Annotated in this window: 21 protein-coding genes; 5 read left to right on the forward strand and 16 right to left on the reverse strand. The window is 67.4% G+C overall.

Annotated elements, in window-relative coordinates:
* Nucleotides 1-74: 74 nt before the first annotated feature.
* The 4 genes from AC5P5S_RS03355 to pdeM are packed head-to-tail and all read left to right on the forward strand — an operon-like array spanning nt 75 to nt 5,764.
* Nucleotides 75-1,073: a ligase-associated DNA damage response exonuclease gene (locus tag AC5P5S_RS03355; protein WP_005414211.1), complete on the forward strand. Its 999-nt coding sequence runs from the start codon at nt 75-77 to the stop codon at nt 1,071-1,073.
* Nucleotides 1,070-2,677 carry an ATP-dependent DNA ligase gene (locus AC5P5S_RS03360; protein WP_062607886.1) on the forward strand — a complete coding sequence of 536 codons (1,608 nt, stop codon included), beginning with the start codon at nt 1,070-1,072 and terminating at the stop codon, nt 2,675-2,677. Before AC5P5S_RS03355 ends, AC5P5S_RS03360 begins: the two co-directional genes overlap by 4 nt.
* On the forward strand, nt 2,674-5,133 hold the full coding sequence (locus AC5P5S_RS03365) for a ligase-associated DNA damage response DEXH box helicase (RefSeq protein ID WP_062607888.1): 2,460 nt from the start codon (nt 2,674-2,676) through the stop codon (nt 5,131-5,133). The genes AC5P5S_RS03360 and AC5P5S_RS03365 overlap by 4 nt, the downstream gene beginning before the upstream one ends.
* Complete coding sequence (gene pdeM, locus AC5P5S_RS03370; RefSeq protein WP_043035436.1) at nt 5,123-5,764, forward strand: ligase-associated DNA damage response endonuclease PdeM; 642 nt, start codon at nt 5,123-5,125, stop codon at nt 5,762-5,764. Before AC5P5S_RS03365 ends, pdeM begins: the two co-directional genes overlap by 11 nt.
* Before the next feature lies 1 nt (nt 5,765).
* Here the strand turns inward: pdeM and AC5P5S_RS03375 are convergent, their stop codons facing one another.
* The 9 genes from AC5P5S_RS03375 to rlmD all read right to left on the reverse strand — a co-directional run bounded on the left by AC5P5S_RS03375 (nt 5,766) and on the right by rlmD (nt 13,097).
* On the reverse strand, nt 5,766-6,035 hold the full coding sequence (locus AC5P5S_RS03375; protein WP_024958257.1) for a hypothetical protein: 270 nt from the start codon (nt 6,033-6,035) through the stop codon (nt 5,766-5,768).
* A 180-nt stretch (nt 6,036-6,215) separates the two neighbouring features.
* Complete coding sequence (locus AC5P5S_RS03380) at nt 6,216-7,484, reverse strand: FAD-dependent oxidoreductase (RefSeq protein WP_043035435.1); 1,269 nt, start codon at nt 7,482-7,484, stop codon at nt 6,216-6,218.
* 103 nt (nt 7,485-7,587) lie between these two features.
* Nucleotides 7,588-7,794 carry a cold-shock protein gene (locus tag AC5P5S_RS03385; RefSeq protein WP_005410590.1) on the reverse strand — a complete coding sequence of 69 codons (207 nt, stop codon included), beginning with the start codon at nt 7,792-7,794 and terminating at the stop codon, nt 7,588-7,590.
* Nucleotides 7,795-7,882: 88 nt separating this feature from the next.
* Entirely contained in the window at nt 7,883-8,629 is a 747-nt protein-coding gene (locus tag AC5P5S_RS03390) for an S-methyl-5'-thioinosine phosphorylase (RefSeq protein ID WP_005410591.1), read from the reverse strand.
* Nucleotides 8,630-8,711: 82 nt separating this feature from the next.
* Nucleotides 8,712-9,266 carry a hypoxanthine-guanine phosphoribosyltransferase gene (locus tag AC5P5S_RS03395; protein ID WP_005410592.1) on the reverse strand — a complete coding sequence of 185 codons (555 nt, stop codon included), beginning with the start codon at nt 9,264-9,266 and terminating at the stop codon, nt 8,712-8,714.
* A complete protein-coding gene (gene nagZ / locus AC5P5S_RS03400; RefSeq protein WP_087802796.1) occupies nt 9,266-10,273 on the reverse strand; it encodes a beta-N-acetylhexosaminidase in 1,008 nt (335 codons plus the stop codon). The genes AC5P5S_RS03395 and nagZ overlap by 1 nt, the downstream gene beginning before the upstream one ends.
* 160 nt (nt 10,274-10,433) lie before the next feature.
* The gene (locus AC5P5S_RS03405) at nt 10,434-11,129 is read right to left on the reverse strand and encodes a DsbA family oxidoreductase (RefSeq protein WP_005414203.1); all 696 of its coding nucleotides are present in this window, start codon (nt 11,127-11,129) and stop codon (nt 10,434-10,436) included.
* 113 nt (nt 11,130-11,242) lie between these two features.
* Nucleotides 11,243-11,728 carry a CYTH domain-containing protein gene (locus AC5P5S_RS03410; RefSeq protein ID WP_012480971.1) on the reverse strand — a complete coding sequence of 162 codons (486 nt, stop codon included), beginning with the start codon at nt 11,726-11,728 and terminating at the stop codon, nt 11,243-11,245.
* 34 nt (nt 11,729-11,762) lie between these two features.
* Nucleotides 11,763-13,097 (reverse strand): 23S rRNA (uracil(1939)-C(5))-methyltransferase RlmD, encoded by a 1,335-nt coding sequence (gene rlmD, locus AC5P5S_RS03415; protein ID WP_005414201.1) that lies wholly within the window; start codon nt 13,095-13,097, stop codon nt 11,763-11,765.
* A gap of 127 nt (nt 13,098-13,224) precedes the next feature.
* On the opposite strand from rlmD, the gene AC5P5S_RS03420 reads away from it, so the two are divergent.
* Entirely contained in the window at nt 13,225-13,953 is a 729-nt protein-coding gene (locus AC5P5S_RS03420; RefSeq protein WP_005410597.1) for a response regulator, read from the forward strand.
* Nucleotides 13,954-14,632: 679 nt separating this feature from the next.
* Here AC5P5S_RS03420 and recO read toward each other — a convergent pair.
* The 7 genes from recO to AC5P5S_RS03455 all read right to left on the reverse strand — a co-directional run bounded on the left by recO (nt 14,633) and on the right by AC5P5S_RS03455 (nt 21,728).
* Nucleotides 14,633-15,352, reverse strand: a complete 720-nt coding sequence (gene recO, locus AC5P5S_RS03425; protein WP_005410598.1) for a DNA repair protein RecO — start codon at nt 15,350-15,352, stop codon at nt 14,633-14,635.
* Nucleotides 15,353-15,370: 18 nt separating this feature from the next.
* Entirely contained in the window at nt 15,371-16,267 is an 897-nt protein-coding gene (gene era, locus AC5P5S_RS03430) for a GTPase Era (RefSeq protein WP_005410599.1), read from the reverse strand.
* Nucleotides 16,264-16,944: a ribonuclease III gene (gene rnc / locus AC5P5S_RS03435; RefSeq protein ID WP_005410600.1), complete on the reverse strand. Its 681-nt coding sequence runs from the start codon at nt 16,942-16,944 to the stop codon at nt 16,264-16,266. Before rnc ends, era begins: the two co-directional genes overlap by 4 nt.
* The gene (locus AC5P5S_RS03440; protein ID WP_005410601.1) at nt 16,934-17,317 is read right to left on the reverse strand and encodes a DUF4845 domain-containing protein; all 384 of its coding nucleotides are present in this window, start codon (nt 17,315-17,317) and stop codon (nt 16,934-16,936) included. The genes rnc and AC5P5S_RS03440 overlap by 11 nt, the downstream gene beginning before the upstream one ends.
* Before the next feature lie 52 nt (nt 17,318-17,369).
* Entirely contained in the window at nt 17,370-18,164 is a 795-nt protein-coding gene (gene lepB / locus AC5P5S_RS03445; protein WP_005410602.1) for a signal peptidase I, read from the reverse strand.
* Between the two features lie 54 nt (nt 18,165-18,218).
* Nucleotides 18,219-20,012, reverse strand: coding sequence for a translation elongation factor 4 (lepA, locus tag AC5P5S_RS03450; RefSeq protein WP_005410603.1), 1,794 nt, complete (start codon nt 20,010-20,012; stop codon nt 18,219-18,221).
* 180 nt (nt 20,013-20,192) lie between these two features.
* Nucleotides 20,193-21,728 carry a DegQ family serine endoprotease gene (locus AC5P5S_RS03455; RefSeq protein ID WP_005410604.1) on the reverse strand — a complete coding sequence of 512 codons (1,536 nt, stop codon included), beginning with the start codon at nt 21,726-21,728 and terminating at the stop codon, nt 20,193-20,195.
* Nucleotides 21,729-21,745 lie beyond the last annotated feature (17 nt).

Consider the following 21,745-nt stretch of genomic DNA (forward strand, 5'->3'; position numbering starts at 1 on the left):
TGCCGCATGCCCCGCCAAGCCCGTGTTCAGGCCGGTTCTCACCGCCTGCACGAAGCGCAGGCCACAGTGGCCGCATGGAAGGCAATGACGATCTGGTGGTGCTGCGTCCGGAGGGGCTGTACTGCGCCGCGGGAGATTTCCACATCGATCCCTGGCGCCCGGTGCCGCGCGCGGTCATCACCCATGGCCACGGCGACCACGCGCGCCCGGGCATGGGCGAATACCACTGCAGCGAAGGAAGCCTGCCGATCCTGCGCTGGCGGCTGGGCGATGTTGGCGTGCAGGCGCACGCCGAGGGGGTGCCGTTCCGCTTGGGCCGGGTGCAGGTATCGCTGCATCCGGCCGGTCATGTGCTCGGTTCGTCGCAGGTGCGCATCGACGATGGTGAACGGGTGTGGGTGGCGTCCGGCGACTACAAGCGCCAACCCGACCCGACCTGCACGCCCTTCGAAGTGGTGCCCTGCGATACGTTCATCACCGAAGCGACGTTCGCGCTGCCGATCTATCGCTGGCCGGACACCCCGGCGGTCGCCGCAGAGATCGTGGCGTGGCGCCGCGAATGCGAACAACGTGGCGAAGCGGCGATCCTGCTGTGCTATGCACTCGGCAAGGCGCAGCGGGTGCTGGCCGAGTTGTTGCCACTGGACGACCGCCCCGCGTGGCTGCACGGCGCCATCGCCAATGGCGTGTCGGTCTACCGGCAGGCCAACATCCCGATGCTGGAGACGCTCACCGTCGCCGAACAGGGGCGTCAACCCGATGCCGCCGGCCAGTTGATCCTGGCCCCACCCTCGGCCGCAGGCACGCCGTGGATGCGCCGCTTCGGGCCGCATCAACTGGGGTTCGCCTCGGGGTGGATGCAGCTGCGCGGCAACCGGCGACGCCGCAACGTCGACCGGGGCTTCGTCATTTCCGATCACGCTGATTGGCCCGCGCTGCTGCAGACCATCGAACAGACCGGCGCGCAGCGGGTCATCGCCACCCATGGCAATACCGATGCATTGATTCCGTTCCTGCGCGAGCGCGGCGTGGCGGCTGAAGCCTTTCGCACCGACTTCGGGAGCGAGGAATGAAGGCCTTCGCCGCGCTCTACCAGCGCCTGGACCGCAGTACTGCGACGCTGGACAAGCGCGCCGCACTGGTCGACTACTTCCGCCACGCAGCGGCGCACGATGCGGCGTGGGCGCTGTATCTGCTCAGCGGCGGCAAGGTCGGCGGCGCACGCCGCAGGATCGCCGCCAGTGGTGAGCTGCGCATCTGGATTGCCGAGGAATCCGGACTGCCCGCCTGGCTGGTGGAAGACAGCTACGCTCAGGTCGGCGATCTGGCCGAAACACTGACACTGCTGCTGGATGACCCCTTGCATCCCGCCGCCGACCGGCCGTTGTCGGACTGGATCGAACAGCATCTGCTGGCGGTGGCCAACCAGCCCGAAGTGGTGCGCCGTGCGGCGGTCGTCGCCGGCTGGCGGCAGCTGTGCAGCGGCGAGCGCCTGGTGTTCAACAAGCTGCTCACCGGCGCGCTGCGCGTGGGTGTCTCGCAACGGCTGGTGCAGCAGGCGCTGGCAGAATGGTCCGGCCTGGACATCGCGCGCATCGCCCAGCGCATGCTCGGCGAGTGGGTGCCCTCTCCCGCGTTGCTGGGGCAGCTGCTGTCGCCGGATGAACTGCCACTGGACCGGCAGCAGCCGTACCCGTTCTTCCTGGCCTCACCGCTGGAGGGCGAACCGGGCGAACGGCTGGGTCCGGTCGAAGACTGGCTGCTGGAGTGGAAGTGGGATGGAATCCGTCTGCAGCTGCTGCGCCGACGCGGTGAAGTGGCGCTGTGGTCACGTGGCGAGGAACGGCTGGATGGCCGCTTCCCGGAAATTGAACAGGCCACGATGGCGCTGCCCGACGGCTGCGTGCTGGACGGAGAACTGCTGGCCTGGGACGAGAGCGACGACCTGCCGCGCGCCTTCACCGCGCTGCAGACCCGCATCCAGCGTCGCAAGCCCGGTGCAGCGACCTTGCGCAACACCCCGGTACGCTTGCTTGCCTACGACCTGCTTGAACGCGATGGCGAGGATCTGCGCGGGCTGCCACTGCAGCAACGGCGTGCACAGTTGGCCGAGGTCATCGGTGCCCTGGGCGACACACGCATCCAGCTGTCGCCCGACGTACCCGCTGGAGACTGGCTGCAGGCGGCCACGTTGCGGGAGGCCGCCCGTGAGCGGGGCGTCGAAGGGTTGATGCTGAAACGCCGGACGTCCGCCTACCAGTCAGGGCGACGGCGCGGCGACTGGTGGAAATGGAAGGTCGACCCCCTGACCATTGATGCCGTGCTGCTGTACGCGCAGGCCGGCCATGGACGGCGCAGCACGCTGTACACCGATTACACCTTCGGCGTCTGGGACGGCGATACGCTGGTGCCGGTGGCCAAGGCCTATTCGGGCCTGGATGACAAGGAAATCCTGGCCCTCGATCGCTGGATCCGCGCCAACACCCGTGAACGGTTTGGCCCGGTGCGCAGCGTGCGTGCCGAACAGGTGTTTGAACTGGGCTTCGAGGCAGTCAACCGCAGCAGCCGGCACAAATCCGGCATCGCCGTGCGCTTTCCCCGCATCCTGCGCTGGCGCCACGACAAGCCCGCCGCCGAAGCCGACCAGCTGGCCACGCTGCAGGCGCTGGCGCGATGAACCGCCGCCAGGCGTTGCGCCGGCTGGAAGACTGGTTCGCTGCGCGCGGCTGGCGCTCACTGCCGTTCCAGCGCGCGATGTGGCGGCACTATCTGGCAGGCGACTCCGGGCTGCTGCACACCCCCACCGGCAGCGGCAAGACGCTGGCCATGTTCGGCGGCCCGCTGCTGCAGGCGATGCTCGATCCACCGTCGGCACCGCGCCGGGCCAGCACGGTGCGGCCGCTGCAGGTGCTGTGGGTGACGCCGCTGCGGGCATTGGCCAGTGATACCGCACGTGCGCTGCAGGCAGTGGTCGACGGGCTGGGCTTGGGCTGGCGGGTCGGCCTGCGCAGCGGCGATGCCAGCAACCGCGAGCGCCGGCAGGCCCGCGAAGGCCGCGTCGACGTGCTGGTGACCACGCCGGAATCGCTGGCACTGCTGCTGAGCTATCCCGACACACTGCCACGCATGCGCCAGCTGCGCTGCGTGGTGGTGGACGAATGGCATGAACTGCTGGGCAACAAGCGCGGCGTCCTGCTGCAGCTGAACCTGGCGGTGCTGCGAGACGCCGCTCCTTCCCTGCAGCTTTGGGGACTGTCGGCCACGCTGGGCAACCTGCCGCAGGCCCGCGACGTGCTGCTGCCTGGCCAACAGGATGCACCAATCGTACAGGGCGTTCGTCCGCGCGCGATCAGCGTGCGCAGCCTGCTGCCGGAACCGGGTGAACGTTTCCCTTGGGCGGGGCATCTCGGCCTGGCGCAGCTGCCGCGCGTGCTGGACGCGCTGATGGCCGTACGCAGCAGCCTGCTGTTCACCAACACCCGCGCGCAGGCCGAGCTGTGGCACCAGGCGCTGGCGGCGGTATGGCCGGAAGACGCGGACACGCTGGCACTGCATCATGGCTCGCTGGATCCAGCACTGCGGCAGCAGGTGGAAGACGGCCTGCGCGCAGGCGCGTTGCGCTGCGTGGTGGCGACCTCCAGCCTCGATCTCGGCGTGGATTTCCCGGAGGTTGAACAGGTACTGCAGCTGGGCAGCCCCAAGGGCGTGGCGCGGCTGCGCCAGCGCGCCGGGCGCGCACGCCATCGTCCCGGCGCCGGGGGGGCCATCGTCTGCATACCCAGCCACGCACTGGAACTGGCCGAATATGCAGCGGTGCGCCGCGCACTGCACGAAGGCGTGGTCGAAGCGCGTCGACCGCCGACGTTGTCACTGGACGTGCTGGCACAGCATGCGGTCAGCCGCGCCCTCGCTGGCGGCTTTGACAGTGATGCGCTGCTGGCGCAGGTGCGTCGCACCCATGCCTTCGCCACGCTGGGCGATGAACAATGGCGGGCCGTGCTGGACTTCATCGTGCAGGGGGGGCAGGCGCTGGCGCAGTACCCCGATTTCCACAAGGTCGTGCGCGATGCCGATGGCAGCTACCGCATGCACGATCGCCGCCAGGCGCTGCGGCACCGCCTGTCGATCGGCACCATCAGCAGCGATGGCAGCGTGCGCGTGCAGTTCCTGCGCGGTGGCGGGCTTGGTGCAGTGGAGGAGCAGTTCGCCAGCCGCCTGCGTCGCGGCGACCGTTTCCAGTTCGCCGGGCGCCTGCTGGAACTGGTGCAGCTGCGCGACATGACCGCTTTCGTGCGGCTGGCACGAGGGCGCGGTGATGGTGTGGTGCCGCGCTGGCAGGGAGGCCAGTTGCCGCTGTCGATGCCACTCGGCCGTGAGCTGGAGTGGGTGCTGTCCGGCGCCGACGACAGTGCCGAATCCCGCTGGTTGTCACCGTTGCTGGCACTGCAGCAACAGCTGTCGGCGCTTCCCGGCCCAGAGCACCTGCTGGTGGAAGAGGTGCGGCGCCGCGAAGGCCAGTTCATGTTCGTCTACCCCTTTGCCGGCCGCCACGTACACGAGGCACTGGCCGCGCTGTTGGCGCTGCGCTGCACCCGCCAGCAACGCAACAGCATTGGCTATGCGGTGAACGATCATGGCCTGGTGCTGGCGCCGGCGCGGCCGATCGATCTGGATGAGGCGCAATGGCGTGCGTTGTTCGGCAATGACCGCTTGCTGGCCGATCTGCGCGAGGCAGTGAACCTGGGCGAGCTGGCGCGACGTCAGTTCCGGGGCATCGCACGCGTAGCAGGCCTGCTGGTGCCCAGCCTGCCCGGTGGCATGCCACGGTCGCTGCGCCAGCTGCAGGCGTCCGCGGGCCTGCTGTACGACGTGCTGCGCGAGCACGATCCGGAACACCTGCTGCTGGCGCTGGCGGAACATGAAGTGCTGTACGACAGCCTCGACCTGCCGGGGGTGCAGCAGGTACTGGAGCGGATCGGCACGCAGCAGCTGTCGCTGCAGCGACCGTCATCACTCACGCCGCTGGGCTTTCCATTGTGGGCCGAACGCCTGCGCGGTCAGTTCAGCAATGAAGACTGGCGTATGCGCGTGCAGCGCGCGGCCCAGCAACTGGAGCGCCGCCATGACCGATGAATTACCGCTGCTGCTTGCTGGTGAGTCCGTGGTCCTGGTGGGCGCGCGTGCGCTGTACTGGCCCGCGCGGCAGGCACTGCTGATCGCAGACCTCCACCTGGGCAAGGCCGATGTGTTCCGTCGCGCCGGCATCGCGTTGCCCAGCGGCGGCACCGGCGAAGACCTGCAACGCTTGCAGCGGCTTCTGGACCTGCATGCCTGCCGCGAGCTGTGGATCCTGGGCGACATCCTGCATGGGCCGGCGCATCGCGCTGGGTGGTACCAGCAATGGCTGGGATGGCGTGAACGCAATGCTTCGCTGGACGTGCATGTCCTGCGCGGTAATCACGACCGCCAGCTGCCGCATGCGCAGTTGCAGGTCCAGATCCACGATGAAGTACGACTGCGGCCGTTCCTGCTTCGGCATGAGCCGATGCCCGATGCGGCGCTGCATGTGATCGCCGGGCATCTGCACCCGCAGGTTGCCTTGAGGCCACTGCGACGGCGCTTCCCCGCGTTCTGGCTGCGTGACCGGATGACGGTCCTGCCGGCCTTCTCCGCATTCACTGCAGGCATCGTGCCTGCCCCCGCCCGCGGCGAACAGATGATCGCCTGCGTGGAAAGCGGCCTGGTGGAACTGCCGGTCGCCTGACTCAGGCCGGGCCAATGCCCAGCTGCGGCATCAACTGGAAATCAGGGGTGTCATTCTCACGCCGCCGCGGCAAGGCCTGGATTGCCGCCAGCATCTCCTGCGCGCAGGTCCGGATGCGTGCGTGGTGTTCCGGCGACGCATGGCTGACCAGGCTGCCGACATGGAACTCGAATACATCCTCCAGTACGTCGGGCTGGTCCTCGTGCAGCATCTGCAGCAGTCCACGCAGCTTGCAGATTTCCGATTCCAGCTCTTCGACCGCGAACAACATGGCGTCCTCCTGTTCAACATCAAGCGGCACGTCCGGGCCGCAACAGGCCGCAACAGCAGCGCTGCCCGAGCCACGCGCGATGTTGATCACGGAAAGGAAAACGGGCGACGCGCAGTCGCGTGCAACCTACTTCTCGCACATCCGCGGTGAGGCAACCGTTAATTCACGTGACGGCACGCTTCACGCGCTGGCCGTGATCGCGTTGCTGCGAGGTATTTCCATCGTCGTCGCCAATGCGTCGATGAAGGCCGGATCCAGCGTAAGCGAACCGAACCACCCCTGCTGCGTGCCGCTGAGCACGCGCAGCATGTGGCCACGGCCTCCCGGCAGGCGCCCCATCGGGCCCAGCAGCACGTCGCGCGTCTTCGCCCAGGCATCGCGATCGGACTGGAACAGCGGCGTCAGCCAGCGACTCCAGCGCTGGTAGACCGCCACGTGGGCCCTGCGTTGCGCCTGGTAGGCCTGCAATGCAGCGGCACCACCGCCATGCGTGCGCACCGCATCGCGCAGCGCCAGCGCATCGAGCAGCGCCATGTTCACCCCCTGTCCCAGCTGCGGGCTCATCGCGTGCGCCGCATCACCTGCCAGCACCATGCGGCCCTGGTGCCAGCGCGTCATCACTGCATCGCGATAGACCGCGCGCGCCAGCTGGCCGGCATCGCGCAGGTGGGCGAAGCGCGCACTGGCCTGCGGCCACAGCGCATGCAGCTCGTCCAGCCAGGGCGTCATGCCATCGGCCTGCCAGCGCTCGAAGTCGGTGCGTGGCAGGCTCCAGAAGAAGCTCAGGCGCGGCGTGTCATCGCCGGGGCGCGTGCCGACCGGCAACAGGCCGATCATCTTGCGCGCGGCCACGTAGCGCTGCCGCAGCTCCTGCACATGCGGCCAGTCTTCGGCCGGCAACAGGCACCACAGCGCTCCCCACGGATACACGCGGTCCAGCCCGGCACCGCCGGCAATGGTGCTGCGCAGCGTAGAGGCCGCGCCATCGGCGGCCACCACCAGGTCGAACGGGCCATGCAGGCGCCCTTCGCTGTCGCGCAGGCGGCCCTGCTCGGCATCCACGGCGGCGATGGTGACGCCCGCATGCAGATTGCCTGCCCCCGCGCGCGCCTGGTCCAACAGCGAGAACAACGCCCCACGCTGCATACCCAGGCCATGCAGGCGCGCATCCAGACCGTCGTAGCGCATGTCCATCACCGCGCGCTCGCATGGCGTGTCGCCATACAGGCGGTGCACCGGCGCGGCATGCGCGCGCACCGCATCCAGCAGGCCCATCTGCCACAGCACCTGCAGGCCGCTGGGCTGCAGCAGGAAACCGGCACCCACCGGTCCCGGCGTCGGCACGCGTTCGAATATCTCCACTTCGTGGCCGTCACGGGTGAGGAGGATGGACACCGCCTGTCCAGCGGTGCCGTAGCCGATCACGGCGATACGCAGTCGTTCCGTCATGGCCACATTGTGCCCGAGGCGGGTGGACCGCGAACCGGCCGCGGGCACGCCGCGCAAAAAAAAACCCCGCCGAAGCGGGGTTTTCAACGCACTGTCGAGTGGATCACTCGGCCGGCGTGATGTTCGAAGCCTGGGCACCCTTCGGGCCCTGGGTCACGTCATAGGTGACACGCTGGCCTTCCTGCAGGCTGCGGAAGCCCTTGGAGTTGATGGCGGAGAAGTGCGCGAACACGTCGGCGCTGCCATCCTCCGGCGAGATGAAGCCAAATCCCTTGGCGTCGTTGAACCACTTGACGGTACCGTTCGGCATGGTGATGCGAGACCTTATGCAATGAATGGGTGGTGTACGCTGAACCCGCGCACAAGCTGAGTATGCAAAGCTTGCTCGGGGAAGACAATCACCCCCGCGCCAATTCGCCCACCAGTTCCGGAAGTCCGTTGCTGGCCGCCTGTACGTTGGCCAGCACTTCGGCCATCGTAATCTCCTCGCCATCACCACAGCCGGCAGCCCAGTTGGCGATGATCGCCAGGCAGGCGTAATCCAGCCCCAGTTCGCGTGCCAGCGCGGCTTCCGGCATGCCGGTCATGCCCACCAGGTCGCAGCCGTCGCGGCGCATGCGGGCGATTTCAGCGATGGTTTCCAGGCGCGGGCCCTGCGTTGCGCCGTAGCAGCCACCGTCATGGACCGTGACGCCGGTCACTTTGGCCGCCGCCAGGATCTTGCTGCGCAGCATCGGCGTGTACGGGTGGCCGAAATCGACGTGGACCACATCGGTGCCCTCTTCTTCACAGATGGTACTGATGCGGCCCCAGGTGTAGTCGATGATCTGGTCCGGGCAGGCCAGCACGCGCGGGCCGAAGTTCTCGGTGATGCCACCGACCGTGTTCAACGCCAACACGCGCTGCGCGCCCAGCTGCTGCAGCGCGGCCAGGTTGGCGCGGTAGTTGATCTTGTGCGGCGGCAGCGAGTGGCCTTCACCATGGCGCGCCAGGAACGCCACGCGATGGCCGAGCAGCGTGCCCACGCGCACCGGACCGGACGGGCGGCCGAAGCGGGTGTCGACCTCGTGGGTCTGCACGTCGTCAAGCTTGGCCAGGTTGTAGACACCGGTACCGCCGATCACGGCCAGGGCGATCTGTTGCATTCGAAGCACTCCATGAAAAGACGAACGCCGGCACCCGAGGATGCCGGCGGCAGAAGAAGACGCGCCGCGGGCGGCTGCGCCGTTATTCCTTCATCGCGTAGATGGCCGGCACGCAGCGCAGGGTTTCGTTGACGTCCATGCCGAAGCCGAACACGTAGCGGTCCGGCAGTTCGATGCCGGCGTAGTCGGCGGTCACGTCCGGCAGCGCGCGGTCGTGCTTCTTCACGGTCATCGCGGCGATGCGCACGTCGGTTGCGCCCTGTTCCAGGCACCAGGTGCGAACGCCCTGCAGGGTGTAGCCCTCGTCAAGGATGTCGTCGACCAGCAGCACGCGGCGGCCGAACAGCGAGGTGGCCGGCTTGTGCTTCCAGACCAGGTCGCCGCCGGTGGTTTCACCGCGGTAACGGGTGGCGTGCAGGTAATCGAACTGCACGTCCTGGCCGCGCGCGCCCAGCTCCAGTGCCAGCTGGCCGGCGAACGGCAGCGCACCGTGCATGATCGACAGGAACAACGGCACCTCGCCCTTGTAATCGCGCGCGATGGCGTCGGCGATACCCGCGATGGCCTTGTCGATGGTGGGGCGGTCGACCAGCAGGTCAGCCTGGGCCAGGGCCTGGGAAATGGTGAGGTTGGGCATCAGACGGTTCTTCCAAGGGTTTCAAGCAGACGGGATTGGGTGTTGCCATGGCGGGCATCGGCCAGCAGGCCGTCCCAGCCAAGCGCGCCGCGGCCGAGCAGGCCCAGCAGCGCAGCGGTATTGAGGGAGCGCCCCTGCACCGCGTGCAGGGCTTCATCGACCAGCTCCGGGTGGCAGACCAGCACCACGTCGCAGCCGGCGTCCAGATGGGCGTGCACGCGCGCCGGCACGCCGCCGGCGCTGTGCGAGGCGGCCATGCCGATGTCGTCGGAGAACACCACGCCACGGAAGCCGAGCTCGCCGCGCAGGATGTCCTGGATCCAGCGCGGCGAGTAACCTGCCGGTTCAGGCGCAATCTGCGGGTAGATCACGTGCGCCATCATCACCGCATCGGCACCGGCGGCGATGCCGGCCTGGAACGGCACCAGGTCCTGCGCACGCAGCTCGTCCAGCGCGCGCGGATCGATCGCGGTATCGACGTGGGTGTCTTCCAGCACGGTGCCGTGGCCGGGGAAATGCTTGAGCGTGGCGGCCATGCCGACCGAATGCATGCCGCGCACGTAGGCGGCGGTGAACGCGGCCACCACCTGCGGGTCTTCACTGAAGGCGCGGTTGCCGATGGCACGGTTGCCACGGCCAAGGTCGACCACCGGCGCGAAGCTCAGGTCCAGGCCGCTGGCGCGTACTTCGCTGGCCATCAGCCAGGCGTGCCGTTCGGCCAATGCCAAGGCCTGCTGCGGGTCGGTGGCATACAGGGCACCAATGTCCTGCAGTGGCGGCAGATCGCTGTAACCCTCGCGGAAACGCTGTACACGACCGCCTTCCTGGTCCACGCAGATCAGCTGCGGGCGCGGCGCGGCGGCGCGGATCGCCGCGCTAAGATCGGTCACCTGCTGGCGGGAGGCGAAGTTGCGCTTGAACAGCACCACCCCGGCCACGGCATCGTGCTGCAGCCAGTCACGTTCCTGGGCGGTCAGTTCGGTGCCGGCAACGCCGATCAGCAGCATGGTCGATCTCCACAACGCGCGCCCGCATGGCGCAGTGCCGCATTGTCGCAGAACCGGCCGACAGGCGCAGTGGTCAGAAAAAGGGGAGTGTGCGGTCAGAGCCCCTGCGGGGATCTGACCCCGGGGCCGGATCCCCGCAGGGGCTCTGACCCCGATCTGCTCAGACCTTGCAGCCGTCCGGGCCGCAGGCCTCGTCGTCGCCAGCCGGGGTGGCCGGGGCGCCCTGTTCGGCGGCAATCTGGCGCAGGGCGTTGGCGAAGGCCTCGGGGGGCTGCGCCCCGGAAATGGCCCACTTTCCATCGATGACGAAGGTCGGCACCGAGGAGATGCCCAGCGCATGCGCCTCCGCCAGCTTGGCTTCGACCTCGGCCAGGCCGCGGTCGGAGGCCAGCATCTGCGCGATTTCGCCGCCGTCCAGGCCGCCCGCCACACCGGCCTTGATCAGCACCGCGCTGTCCGCCAGGTTCTGGCCAAGCTCGAAGTGGGCGCGGAACAGCGCCTCCCCGACCGCGTCCTGCACGCCGTGCTGGCCGGCCAGCCACAGCACCCGATGTGCCGGCAGCGTGGTCACCCGCACCTGGCCCCGGCTGAAGTCCATCGGCAGGCCTTCCGCACGCGCCGTGGTCTGGGTCTGGCCGAGGATCTGCTCGGTGCGCTCGACGCCACCGAACTTGCGCACATAGGCCTCGCGCAGCGGCACCGGGGTGTCGTCCGCGTCCGGGTCCAGCTGGAACGGCTGCCAGTGGATATCGAGTTCAGGCGCATCGGCGCCCAGCAACTGCACGCCCTGCTGGAAACGATGCTTGCCGATCCAGCACCAGGGACAGACCACGTCGGAGTAGATGTCGATTCTCATCCCACCGACATGGGGCCCGCCCCCGCCGAAAAAAGGGGACGGAGGGGATTAAGTCGCTTTCCGCACAGGCGGGGTAAAGACGACTTAATCCCCTCCGTCCCCTTTTCAGGGTTTCACCACTGTGAATAGGGATGACTGGCGAGCGCGACGTTGTAGTAGCGGGCGTCGTCGGTGACTTCCGCGCCGGCCCAGTCCGGCAGCTCGATGGCCTGGTCGGCGCTGTCCAGTTCCACCTCAGCCACGACCAGGCCGGCGTTGTCGCCGAGGAACTCGTCCACTTCCCAGGTCAGGCCGGCGTGCTCGACCAGATGGCGGCGCTTGTCGATCAGGCCACCCACGCACAGCGCCAGCAGCGCGCGCGCGTCCTCCACCGGAATCGGGTAATCGAATTCCTGCCGGGTGTGGCCGATGGTGCGCGACTTCAGGTTCAGCGCAGCATGGTCGCCCTCGATACGCACGCGCACCGAGGCGTTCTGGGTACCGCGATCCAGCGCGCCCATGTCGTTGATGTAGCCCTGCGCCATCGGGATCACCCGGTGCGCAGCGGATCGCCAGCCATCGTTGATGACCAGGAATTTGCGTTCGATTTCAATGCCCATGGCGCGATTATGCGCCATGGGTGATGACAGCCGCTCAGCGCTTCTCGAACACCGCGATGCTTTCCACGTGCGCGGTGTGCGGGAACATGTCCATCGCACCGGCACTGACCAGGGTGAAGCCCTGTTCGTTGACCAGATAGCCGGCATCGCGCGCCAGCGAACCCGGGTGGCAGCTGACGTAGACGATGCGCTTGAACTGCTTCAGCGGCAGCTGCTGCAGCACTTCGATGGCGCCCGAGCGCGGCGGGTCCAGCAGCAGCTTGTCGAAGCCCTGGCGCATCCACGGCGTGCTGCGCTGGTCCTGGGTCAGGTCGGCGCTGAAGAACTGGGCGTTGGCCAGCCCGTTGCGCACGGCATTCTCACGGGCACGCGCGACCAGGCCGGCATCGCCTTCCACACCCACCACTTCGCGCACTCGGCGGGCCAGCGGCAGGGTGAAGTTGCCCAGGCCGCAGAACAGGTCAAGCACGCGTTCGTCCTCGCCCGGCTCAAGCAGGTCCAGGGCGTGGGCGATCATCTTTTCGTTGAGCTTGGCGTTGACCTGGATGAAGTCCAGCGGGCGGAACGCCAGTTCCACGTCCCAAGGCGCCAACCGGAACGACAGCGGCACGCCCTGCCCGTCCAGCGGCTGCACGGTGTCCACGCCGCCGGATTGCAGGTAGATCACGAAACCATGCTGCTGGCCAAAGGCGGCCCAGGCGGCGCGGTCGGCATCGCTGAGCGGCTGCAGGTGACGTACGGTCAGCACCACCGCCTGATCGCCGGCGATGAACTCGATCTGCGGGATGTCGCGCTTGCCATCGAGCGATTCGATGAAGGTGGACAGCGCCTCGACCTTGGTACCGATCTCGGGGATCACGGTCAGGCACTGGCTGAGGTCGGCGACGAAACGCGGGTCCTGTTCACGGAAACCGACCAGGGTCTTGTCCTTCTTCTCGACCCGGCGCACCGAGAAGCGGCCCTTGCGGCGATAACCCCAGCTCTCGCCGACCAGCGGCGCCAGCACCTTGCCCGGCTTCACATGGCCGATCCGCTCCAGGTTGTCCATCAGCACGCGCTGCTTGGCGACGATCTGCTGGTCTTCGTCCAGGTGCTGCAGCACGCAGCCGGCGCAGGTACCGAAATGCGGGCACTTCGGGGTCACGCGCTGGGGCGAGGCCTGCAGCACTTCCACCGTGCGTGCCTCGTCGAAATGGCGGCTGCGGGCGGTCTGTTCGGCCATGACCACCTCGCCCGGCAGGGCGCCGCTGACGAAGGTGACCTTGCCGCCCTCGCCTTCACGGCGGGCGACACCGCGACCATCATGGCTGAGGTCGAGGATCTCGGTCTGGAACGGGGTACGGTCGATGCGGGAGCGGGATCGGGCCACGTGGCAACAGGCTGCGGGCAAAAATGGGGGCACATTGTCGCAGATCCTGACTGGCAGGGTCCGGACCCGCTTGCGCCCGCCGCCGCCGTGCTTGATGATTGCAGCAGCTGACATGGAGGCAGCCCTGATGCAGATGACCCCGCGGGCCAGCCGGCCCCGCTTCCTGCTTGTCGAGGACGACATCATCAGCCGCGGTTTTTTCAAAGCGGCGTTGGAAACGTTACCGGCGGACGTGGACACCGCAGATTCATTGGCCAGCGCGCTGGCCAGCGCCGAGCCCGGCGCGCATGACCTGTGGCTGATCGACGTCAACCTGCCGGACGGCAATGGCGCGCAGCTGCTGCGTGAACTGCGCCGTTCACACCCCGATACCCCGGCATTGGCGCATACCGCCGATGGCGACACCTCCATCCATGCCCGCCTGCGCGAAGCTGGCTTCAGCGACACGCTGGTCAAGCCGCTGGGCCGCGACCAGTTGCTGAAGGCCGTGCGCCGGGCACTGGTGAACAGCCCGGCGGGGATCTCCGTTGCCCCGGCTCCGGCAGCGGTCGAGCTGCAGGTACAGGACTGGGACGAGACCGCGGCACTGGCCGCGCTCAATGGCCAGCGCAACCACTTGATCGCGCTGCGCGAGCTGTTCCTGGCCGAGTTGCCGGGCGTACGCGACGCGGTCGAGCAGGCCGTGGACCAGCACGACGAGCGCCAGCTGCGCAGCCAGCTGCACCGGTTGCAGGCGAGCTGTGGGTTTGTCGGCGCGGCACGGCTGGGACGGGCGGTGCGGCAGCTGCATCATGCGCCCGAGTCCGGGCAGGCCCAGGCGGGGTTCCGCGACGCGGTGGCGGCCCTGCTGCATTGAGGGTTTTCGGCAGGGCTGCGCCCTGCACCCGCAGAGGCTTCAGGCCAAGGCAACAGCAAAAGCAAAAGCTGGCATTCCGTGGGGTGGCGGGGCGGTATCGGAGTGCGGGGACGCCGTAAACCCGTCCATGGGGGCTTGGCAGCCGCATCCATGCGGCTGACACCCCGCCCTCCGACACCGCCCCACCTCTGACAGTTTTCCGCGATCGGGTAGATCCACGCCGTGCGTGGATGAATCTCTGTCAGATATCGAAATCAATCTGGGGTCGGATCCGTTTTCCTGTGGAAAACGGATCCGACCCCGTGCCGTCCCGACAGCTCGCGGAAAAACTGTCGAAGGCGGGGTGGGTCCGGTTGCGGAGGCGTGAGCCGCATGGGCCCGAGGCATGCCTCGGGCGGGTTGGGCAGGACGCCCAACCCCGGTCTTGCCGTGTGCGCAGGACAGCGCACACGAGCAAGCGGCGACCGAGCTTACATGGGTGAGGGCGCTTTGCTTGCGAAGCACTGCTTCGCAAGCGCCCGAACGCACAGCCGCCAGCGGCTGGGCCGGACCCCGGAGGGGGACTTGCAGCGCCCCCCACAACCGGACCCATCCCGCCATCCCACGGAATGCATGCTGTTGCTGTTGCTGTCGCTTTGGCCTCGGCAGGTGCAGGGCTGCAAGCCCTGCCGAACACCCCCTACCTGCGGGGCGCGAGCTGCTCGAGCATTTCCCAGGACTTCAGGCCGCGTGGCCCGAGGTGATGGGCCAGCACCCGCCGCATCGGCAGGCGCAGGCTGGCCAGGTCGGCGGCAGCGGGCTCTTCGTCGGCCGCCAACGCCAGCAGGGCCGAGCCAGTGGCCGCCGCCCGGCGCTCCCCACCGCGCTCACTGAGCAGGCGCTGCGCGCCTTCCTGTGGGTCCAGCTCGTAGCGCGCGGCCGGGTCGATCGGCTGGCCGTCGCTGGCACTGTCCAGTTCGAAACCCAGGCCCAGCGCGGTCAGCAGCTCGCGCTCGAAACGACGCAGCGTCCAGGCCAGGCCGGCACCGACCGCCAGCCGCGCGCGCGCTTCGCCATAGGCCAGATACAACTCAGGCAACGGATCCTGGCGAGGTGCCAGGCGCAGGGTCAGTTCACTCAGATAGAAGCCGGCCAGCATCGCCTGGCCGACCAGGCGCGGGGCCGCATCCAGCGCTTCAGCGCCGCGCAACTGGGCCAGTTCACCGCGCTGCTGGGCGCTGAAGCGGATCCACTGCAATGGCTGCAGGGCAGCGCGCAGCACCTGGCCCTTCGCGGTTGACACACCACGCGCGAGCAGGCCGACGCGGCCATGCTGCGCGCTCAACACTTCGACCAGCAGGCTGGTCTCGCGGTAGGCCCGCGCATGCAGCACGAAGCCGGTGTCGTCCTCGATCATCATCGAAGCGACCGCAACGGCTTACTCGTAACCGAAGGCCTTCAGCGCGGCCTCGTCATCGGACCAGCCTTCACGCACGCGCACCCAGGTCTCAAGGAACACCTTGGCCCCGAACAGACGCTCCATCTGCAGGCGGGACTTGGCGCCGATCTCCTTGAGGCGGGCGCCGCCCTTGCCGATCACGATGGCCTTCTGGCCTTCGCGCTCGACCCAGATCACCGCGCCGATGCGCAGCAGGTTGCCGTCCTCGGTGAAGCGCTCGATCTCAACGGTGGTGGCGTACGGCAGCTCTTCGCCGAGCTGGCGCATCAGCTGCTCGCGTACCAGCTCGCCGGCCAGGAAACGCTGGCTGCGGTCGGTGATCTCGTCCTCGCCGAACATCGGCGGCGCTTCCGGAAGCAGCTTCAGCACGTCGCGCACCAACGCTTCCAGGCCATTGCGCTTCTGCGCCGAGATCGGATGCACGGCAGCGAAATCACGGCCTTCGGTCACCTGCTGCAGGAACGGCAGCAGCGCGCCCTTTTCCTTCAGGCGATCGATCTTGTTGACCACCAGCACCACCGGAATGCCGGCATCGCGCAGCACATTGAAGGCCAGGCTGTCTTCTTCATCCCAGCGACCGGCCTCGATCACCAGCAGGCCGGCATCGACGCCCTCCAGCGAGCCGCGCGCGGCACGGTTCATCACCCGGTTCATCGCCCGCTTCTGCACCTTGTGCAGGCCGGGGGTATCAACCAGCACCAGCTGGCCTTCCGGGTAGGTGGCGATGCCCAGCAGGCGATGGCGCGTGGTCTGCGGACGGTTGGAAACGATGCTGACCTTCGCACCGACCAGGGCATTGGTCAGGGTCGACTTGCCCACGTTCGGGCGGCCGATGACGGCCACGCTGCCGCAATGATGAGGAGTTTGTTCGCTCACTTGGAATCCAGTTGTTCTAGGACGGCCGCAGCCGCCTGTTGTTCGGCAAGCCGCCGCGAGGCGCCTTCGCCCTCGGTGCTGGCGGCCGGGTCGGCTACGTTGCAGCGTACCCGGAAGTGCTTGGCATGGTCGTCACCGGATTCTGACACCAGTTCATACTGCGGCAACGCCTTCTGTCGGGCCTGCAGCCATTCCTGCAGGCGGGTCTTGGGGTCCTTCTCGGGACGGCCGGAGGCCGGCAGCGCTTCGATCGAAGCGCTGAACCAGGGCAGTACCACCGCCCGGCAGGCCTCGAAGCCGGCATCCAGGTAGATCGCAGCCACCACGGCTTCCACTGCGTCGGCCAGGATCGAGTCGCGGCGATGACCGCCGGACTTCATTTCGCCCGGGCCCAGGGTCAGCCGCTCGCCCAACTGCAGGGTGCGCGCGATCACCGCCAACGCGCCTTCGCGCACCAGTTCGGCACGGGCACGGGTCATCGCCCCTTCGTCAGCCTTGGGCCAGCGTCGGTACAACGCCTCGGCCGCCATCATGTTGACGATGCTGTCGCCGAGGAACTCCAGGCGCTCGTTGTGCGGCGCACCAGCACTGCGATGCGTCAGCGCCTGCTTGAGCAGGGCCGGGTCGCTGAAGGCATGACCGATCAGGTCGCCACGTTGGATGAATTTACTGGGCACCGCTTCGTGTCAGGTCCTGGGAAGAATCGAATTTGCCAACCACATCGAGGTTGCCGATCAGCTGGCGACGCACTTCGTAGTTGACCTTGAGGGTCCAGCCATTGTCGCGACGGTCGAACTTCACGTTGGCCGGCTTCACATTGTCCGAGTAGTTGATGTACAGGCGCTTGAAGAACAGGTCCTGGATCCGCGACGGCTCCATGCTGCCCACGCCCGGCTCGTTGGCCAGGCTCTTCATCGCCGAGCGCACGGCGTAGTACTCCTGGTACATCGGGAACAGCTTCATGCCGATGTAGAGGAAGAAACCGACCACGATCAGGACCGTCAGGAACGAGGTCAGGGTCATGCCGCGCTGCGTGTTCATCGTCTTCATTGCGTTCTCCCCAGATACGCGTTGGATGTGAAGGTACTCAGTTGATGCCCGATCAGTTGATGCTCGAGCCGATCCGCGACGGCTCGAAGCCATCCTTGCAGAACCAGCCCTGGCAGTTCAGCCAGATCAGGAAGGCCTTGCCGCGCAGGTTCTCTTCCGGCAGCAGGCCCCAGAAACGGCCATCGTCGCTGTTGTCGCGGTTGTCGCCCATCACCAGGTACTTGCCGGCCGGCACCGTCCACTGGCCCTGGCCGCGCGGGTAGTCGGTCTCCAGCACGGTGTGGGTGCGGCCCGGCAGGTGCTCGACCAGCAGGTTGGCGCCTTCGCCCTGGCCCTTGTGGCCGGCGTAGATGCCCTTGTTGTCGTACTTCAGCGGCTCGCCATTGAGGATCACGCCGTCGCCTTCGAAGACCACGGTGTCACCCGGCACGCCGATCACGCGCTTGATGAAGTTCTCGCCCTTGGCCGGGTCGTTGTCGCTGTGGCCGGGGAAGTGGAATACCACCACGTCGCCACGCGAGGGCTCGCCGAACGGCACGATCCTGGTGTTGCTGATCGGCAGGCGCAGGCCGTAGGAGAACTTGTTGACCAGGATGAAATCGCCGATCAGCAGGTTCGGCATCATCGAGCTGGACGGGATCTTGTACGGTTCGGCAATGAAGCTGCGCACGATCAGCACGATCGCCAGCACCGGGAAGAACGCACGCGAGTAATCCACCAGCACCGGCTCGGAATCGAGCAGGCCGGCGCGCTGGGCGCGACGCTTGGCGAGGTACAGCTTGTCCGCAAGCAGGATCAGGCCCGAGGCCAGGGTCAGCACGACCAGGAGGATCTCAAACAGTTTCATTCAGGGTCCTTTGCAACGTCACCGGACGACCGGCCCCGCAGGGCCGGTGCGGGATTACTTGTTGTCCATCTGCAGCACGGCCAGGAACGCTTCCTGCGGGATCTCCACGCGGCCGACCTGCTTCATGCGCTTCTTGCCTTCCTTCTGCTTTTCCAGAAGCTTCTTCTTGCGCGAAACGTCGCCACCATAGCACTTGGCCAGCACGTTCTTGCGCATGGCCTTGACCGTGGTACGGGCGATGATCTGCGAGCCGACCGCAGCCTGGATGGCGACGTCGAACATCTGGCGCGGAATCAGGTCCTTCATCTTCTCGCACAGCTCGCGGCCACGACGGTCGGCATGGCTGCGGTGCACGATCAGCGACAGTGCGTCGACCTTGTCGCCGTTGATCAGCACGTCCACGCGCACGAACGGGCCGGCGTCGAAGCGCACGAAGTGGTAGTCCAGCGAGGCGTAGCCACGGCTGACCGACTTCAGCTTGTCGAAGAAGTCCAGCACTACCTCGGCCATCGGCAGCTCATAGCTGATCTGCACCTGGCTGCCCAGGTAGTTGATGCCGATCTGGCTGCCGCGCTTTTCTTCGCACAGCTTGATGATGTTGCCGATGTACTCCTCGGGAGTGAGCACGTTGGCACGGATGATCGGCTCGCGGATCTCCTCGACCTGGTTCACCGGCGGCAGCTTGGCCGGGTTGTCCATGTTGATGATCGAGCCATCGGTCTTCAGGACTTCATACACCACCGTCGGCGCGGTGCTGATCAGGTCCAGGTTGTACTCGCGCTCCAGGCGTTCCTGCACGATTTCCATGTGCAGCATGCCCAGGAAGCCGCAGCGGAAGCCGAAGCCCATCGCCTCGGAGCTTTCCGGCTCGAAACGCAGCGCGGCATCGTTCAGGCGCAGCTTGTCCAGCGCTTCGCGCAGGTCCGGGTAATCTTCGGCATCGACCGGGAACAGACCGGCGAACACGCGCGGCTGCATTTCCTGGAAGCCCGGCAGCGGCTTCGGTGCCGGGTCGCCAGCCAGGGTCAGGGTGTCGCCGACCGGCGCACCGTGCACGTCCTTGATGCTGGCGGTGACCCAGCCCACTTCACCGGCACGCAGCGCAGGCAGCACTTTCCGCTTCGGCGTGAACACGCCGACGTTGTCGACCTGGTGGTTGCGGCCGGTGGACATCACCTGCAGCTTGTCACCGGCCTTGATCTCGCCCTGCATCACGCGTACCAGCGAGACCACGCCCAGGTAGTTGTCGAACCAGGAGTCGATGATCAGCGCCTGCAGCTTCTCGGTGTCGCGCGGTGTCGGCGGCGGGATGCGATGCACGATCGCTTCCAGCACGTCCTGCACGTTCAGGCCGGTCTTGGCACTGACCGGCACGGCGTCGGAGGCGTCGATGCCGATCACGGCCTCGATCTCGGCCTTGGCGCGCTCGATGTCGGCGGTCGGCAGGTCGATCTTGTTGATCACCGGCACCACTTCCAGGCCCTGCTCCACCGCGGTGTAGCAGTTGGCCACCGACTGCGCTTCCACGCCCTGGGCCGCATCGACCACCAGCAGCGCGCCTTCGCAGGCGGCCAGCGAGCGGCTGACTTCATAGGAGAAGTCGACGTGGCCGGGGGTGTCGATGAAGTTCAGATGGTAGGTCTGCCCGTCCTTGGCCAGGTACGGCAACGACACCGACTGCGCCTTGATCGTGATGCCGCGCTCGCGCTCGATCGGGTTGGAGTCGAGCACCTGCGCTTCCATCTCGCGGGCCTGCAGGCCACCACAGAGCTGGATGATGCGGTCGGCCAGCGTGGACTTGCCGTGGTCGACATGGGCGATGATGGAGAAGTTGCGGATGTTCCGCATCGAATCAGAAGACATAGGTGGCGGCGGCGCGCGGCGTCGTCAGGGTAACGGTCGATTATCGCATGCCCGGCGCCCCACCGCGAAAGCGGACTGCTCGGGCCCCGCCCGGAAAGGCCGAAGCCCCGCCAGGGCGGGGCTTCAGGGGAGACACAGGGGCCGCCGAAGCGGCCCCGGCAGGCCTTACTGGCCGGCCTTGACCGCCACGAAGGCGCTGTTGCCGTTGCCGGTGCGCACCAGCAGCATCACCACGTCGTCCTTCTTGTAGCTGGACAGCGCCCGGTTCAGGCTCTCCACGCTGCCGACCGGGGTACGGCCGACCTGCAGGATCACCATGCCCGGGGACAGGCCGGCATCACGCGCCGCCTGGCCCTTGACTCCGGTGATGCGCACGCCTTCGTTGCCATCCAGGCCGAACTGCTTGCGCTGCGGTGCGGTCAGGTCGCTCACGTCCAGGCCCAGCAGGGCATTGGCGCCGGCCTGCGGTGCCGCATCGGGCCTGGCGGCAGACGCCGCACGGGCATTGCCCTGACCGTCTTCGCTCAGCGCCGTGAGCGTGGCGCTGAGGTCGCGCGGCTTGCCGTCGCGGATCACCCCCAGCGTGACCCGGCTGCCCGGTGCCATCGCACCGATCAGCGGCGGCAGGTCGGACCAGCTGTTGACCGGGCTGCCGTTGACCGAACGCACTACGTCGCCGATCTGCACACCGGCCTTCTCTGCGGCACTGCCGGCGACGATCTGGTTGACCAGCGCGCCACGGCTGTCGGGCAGGCCCAGGCCCTGCGCCTTCAGCGCATCGATCGGCTCGACCACCGCACCCAGCTGGCCACGGGTGACCTTGCCACTCTTTTTGATCTGCTCGACCGCGCTCATCGCCAGGTCGATCGGGATCGCGAAGCTGATGCCCATGTAGCCGCCGGAGGCGGAGAAGATCTGCGAGTTGATGCCGACCACTTCGCCGCGGGTGTTCAACAACGGACCGCCGGAGTTGCCCTGGTTGATCGCCACGTCGGTCTGGATGAACGGCACGTAGCGCTGGTCGGCGCCACCCGTGCTACGCCCCAGTGCACTGACGATACCGGCGGTGACCGAATGGTCGAGACCGAACGGCGAGCCGATCGCGACAACCCACTGGCCGGGCTTCAGCGTATTGGAATCACCCACGCGCACGGTCGGCAGGTTCTTGCCATCGATCTTCAGCAGCGCCACGTCGTACTGCTGGTCGCTGCCCACCACCTTGGCGTTGAACTCACGGCTGTCGCCCAGCTTGACCTTCACGTCGCTGGCATCGGCCACCACGTGGTAGTTGGTCAGCACATAGCCATCGGGCGAAATGATGAAGCCCGAGCCCATGCCGCGGCCCTTGATGCTGGGGCCACCGTCCGGGCCGCCCGGGCCCTGCCCCGGCATCGGGAAGTCCGGGCCGAAGAAGCGACGGAAGAATTCCGGCATGTCGTCGTCACCGCCCATCGGGCCCCGCGAAGCCTGGCGGTTGGTGCGGACGATGGTGGTGTCGACGTTGACCACACCCGGACCGACCTGTTCAACAAGGTTGGTGAAATCAGGCAGGCCGGTAACCAGCGGCTGTGCCGGTGCCCTTGGCGCGGTGGCTGGAGCAGCCTGGGTCGGGGCGGCCGGAGCCGGTGCCTGCGCGCAGGCCACCAGCGGCAGGGTCAGGGCCAACAGGCCCATGGCCTGCGTGCGGAGTCGGGGAGTCATCGGACGGCAACCTCCGG

This window comes from Stenotrophomonas sp. YJH_SMC_54, from assembly GCF_059368435.1.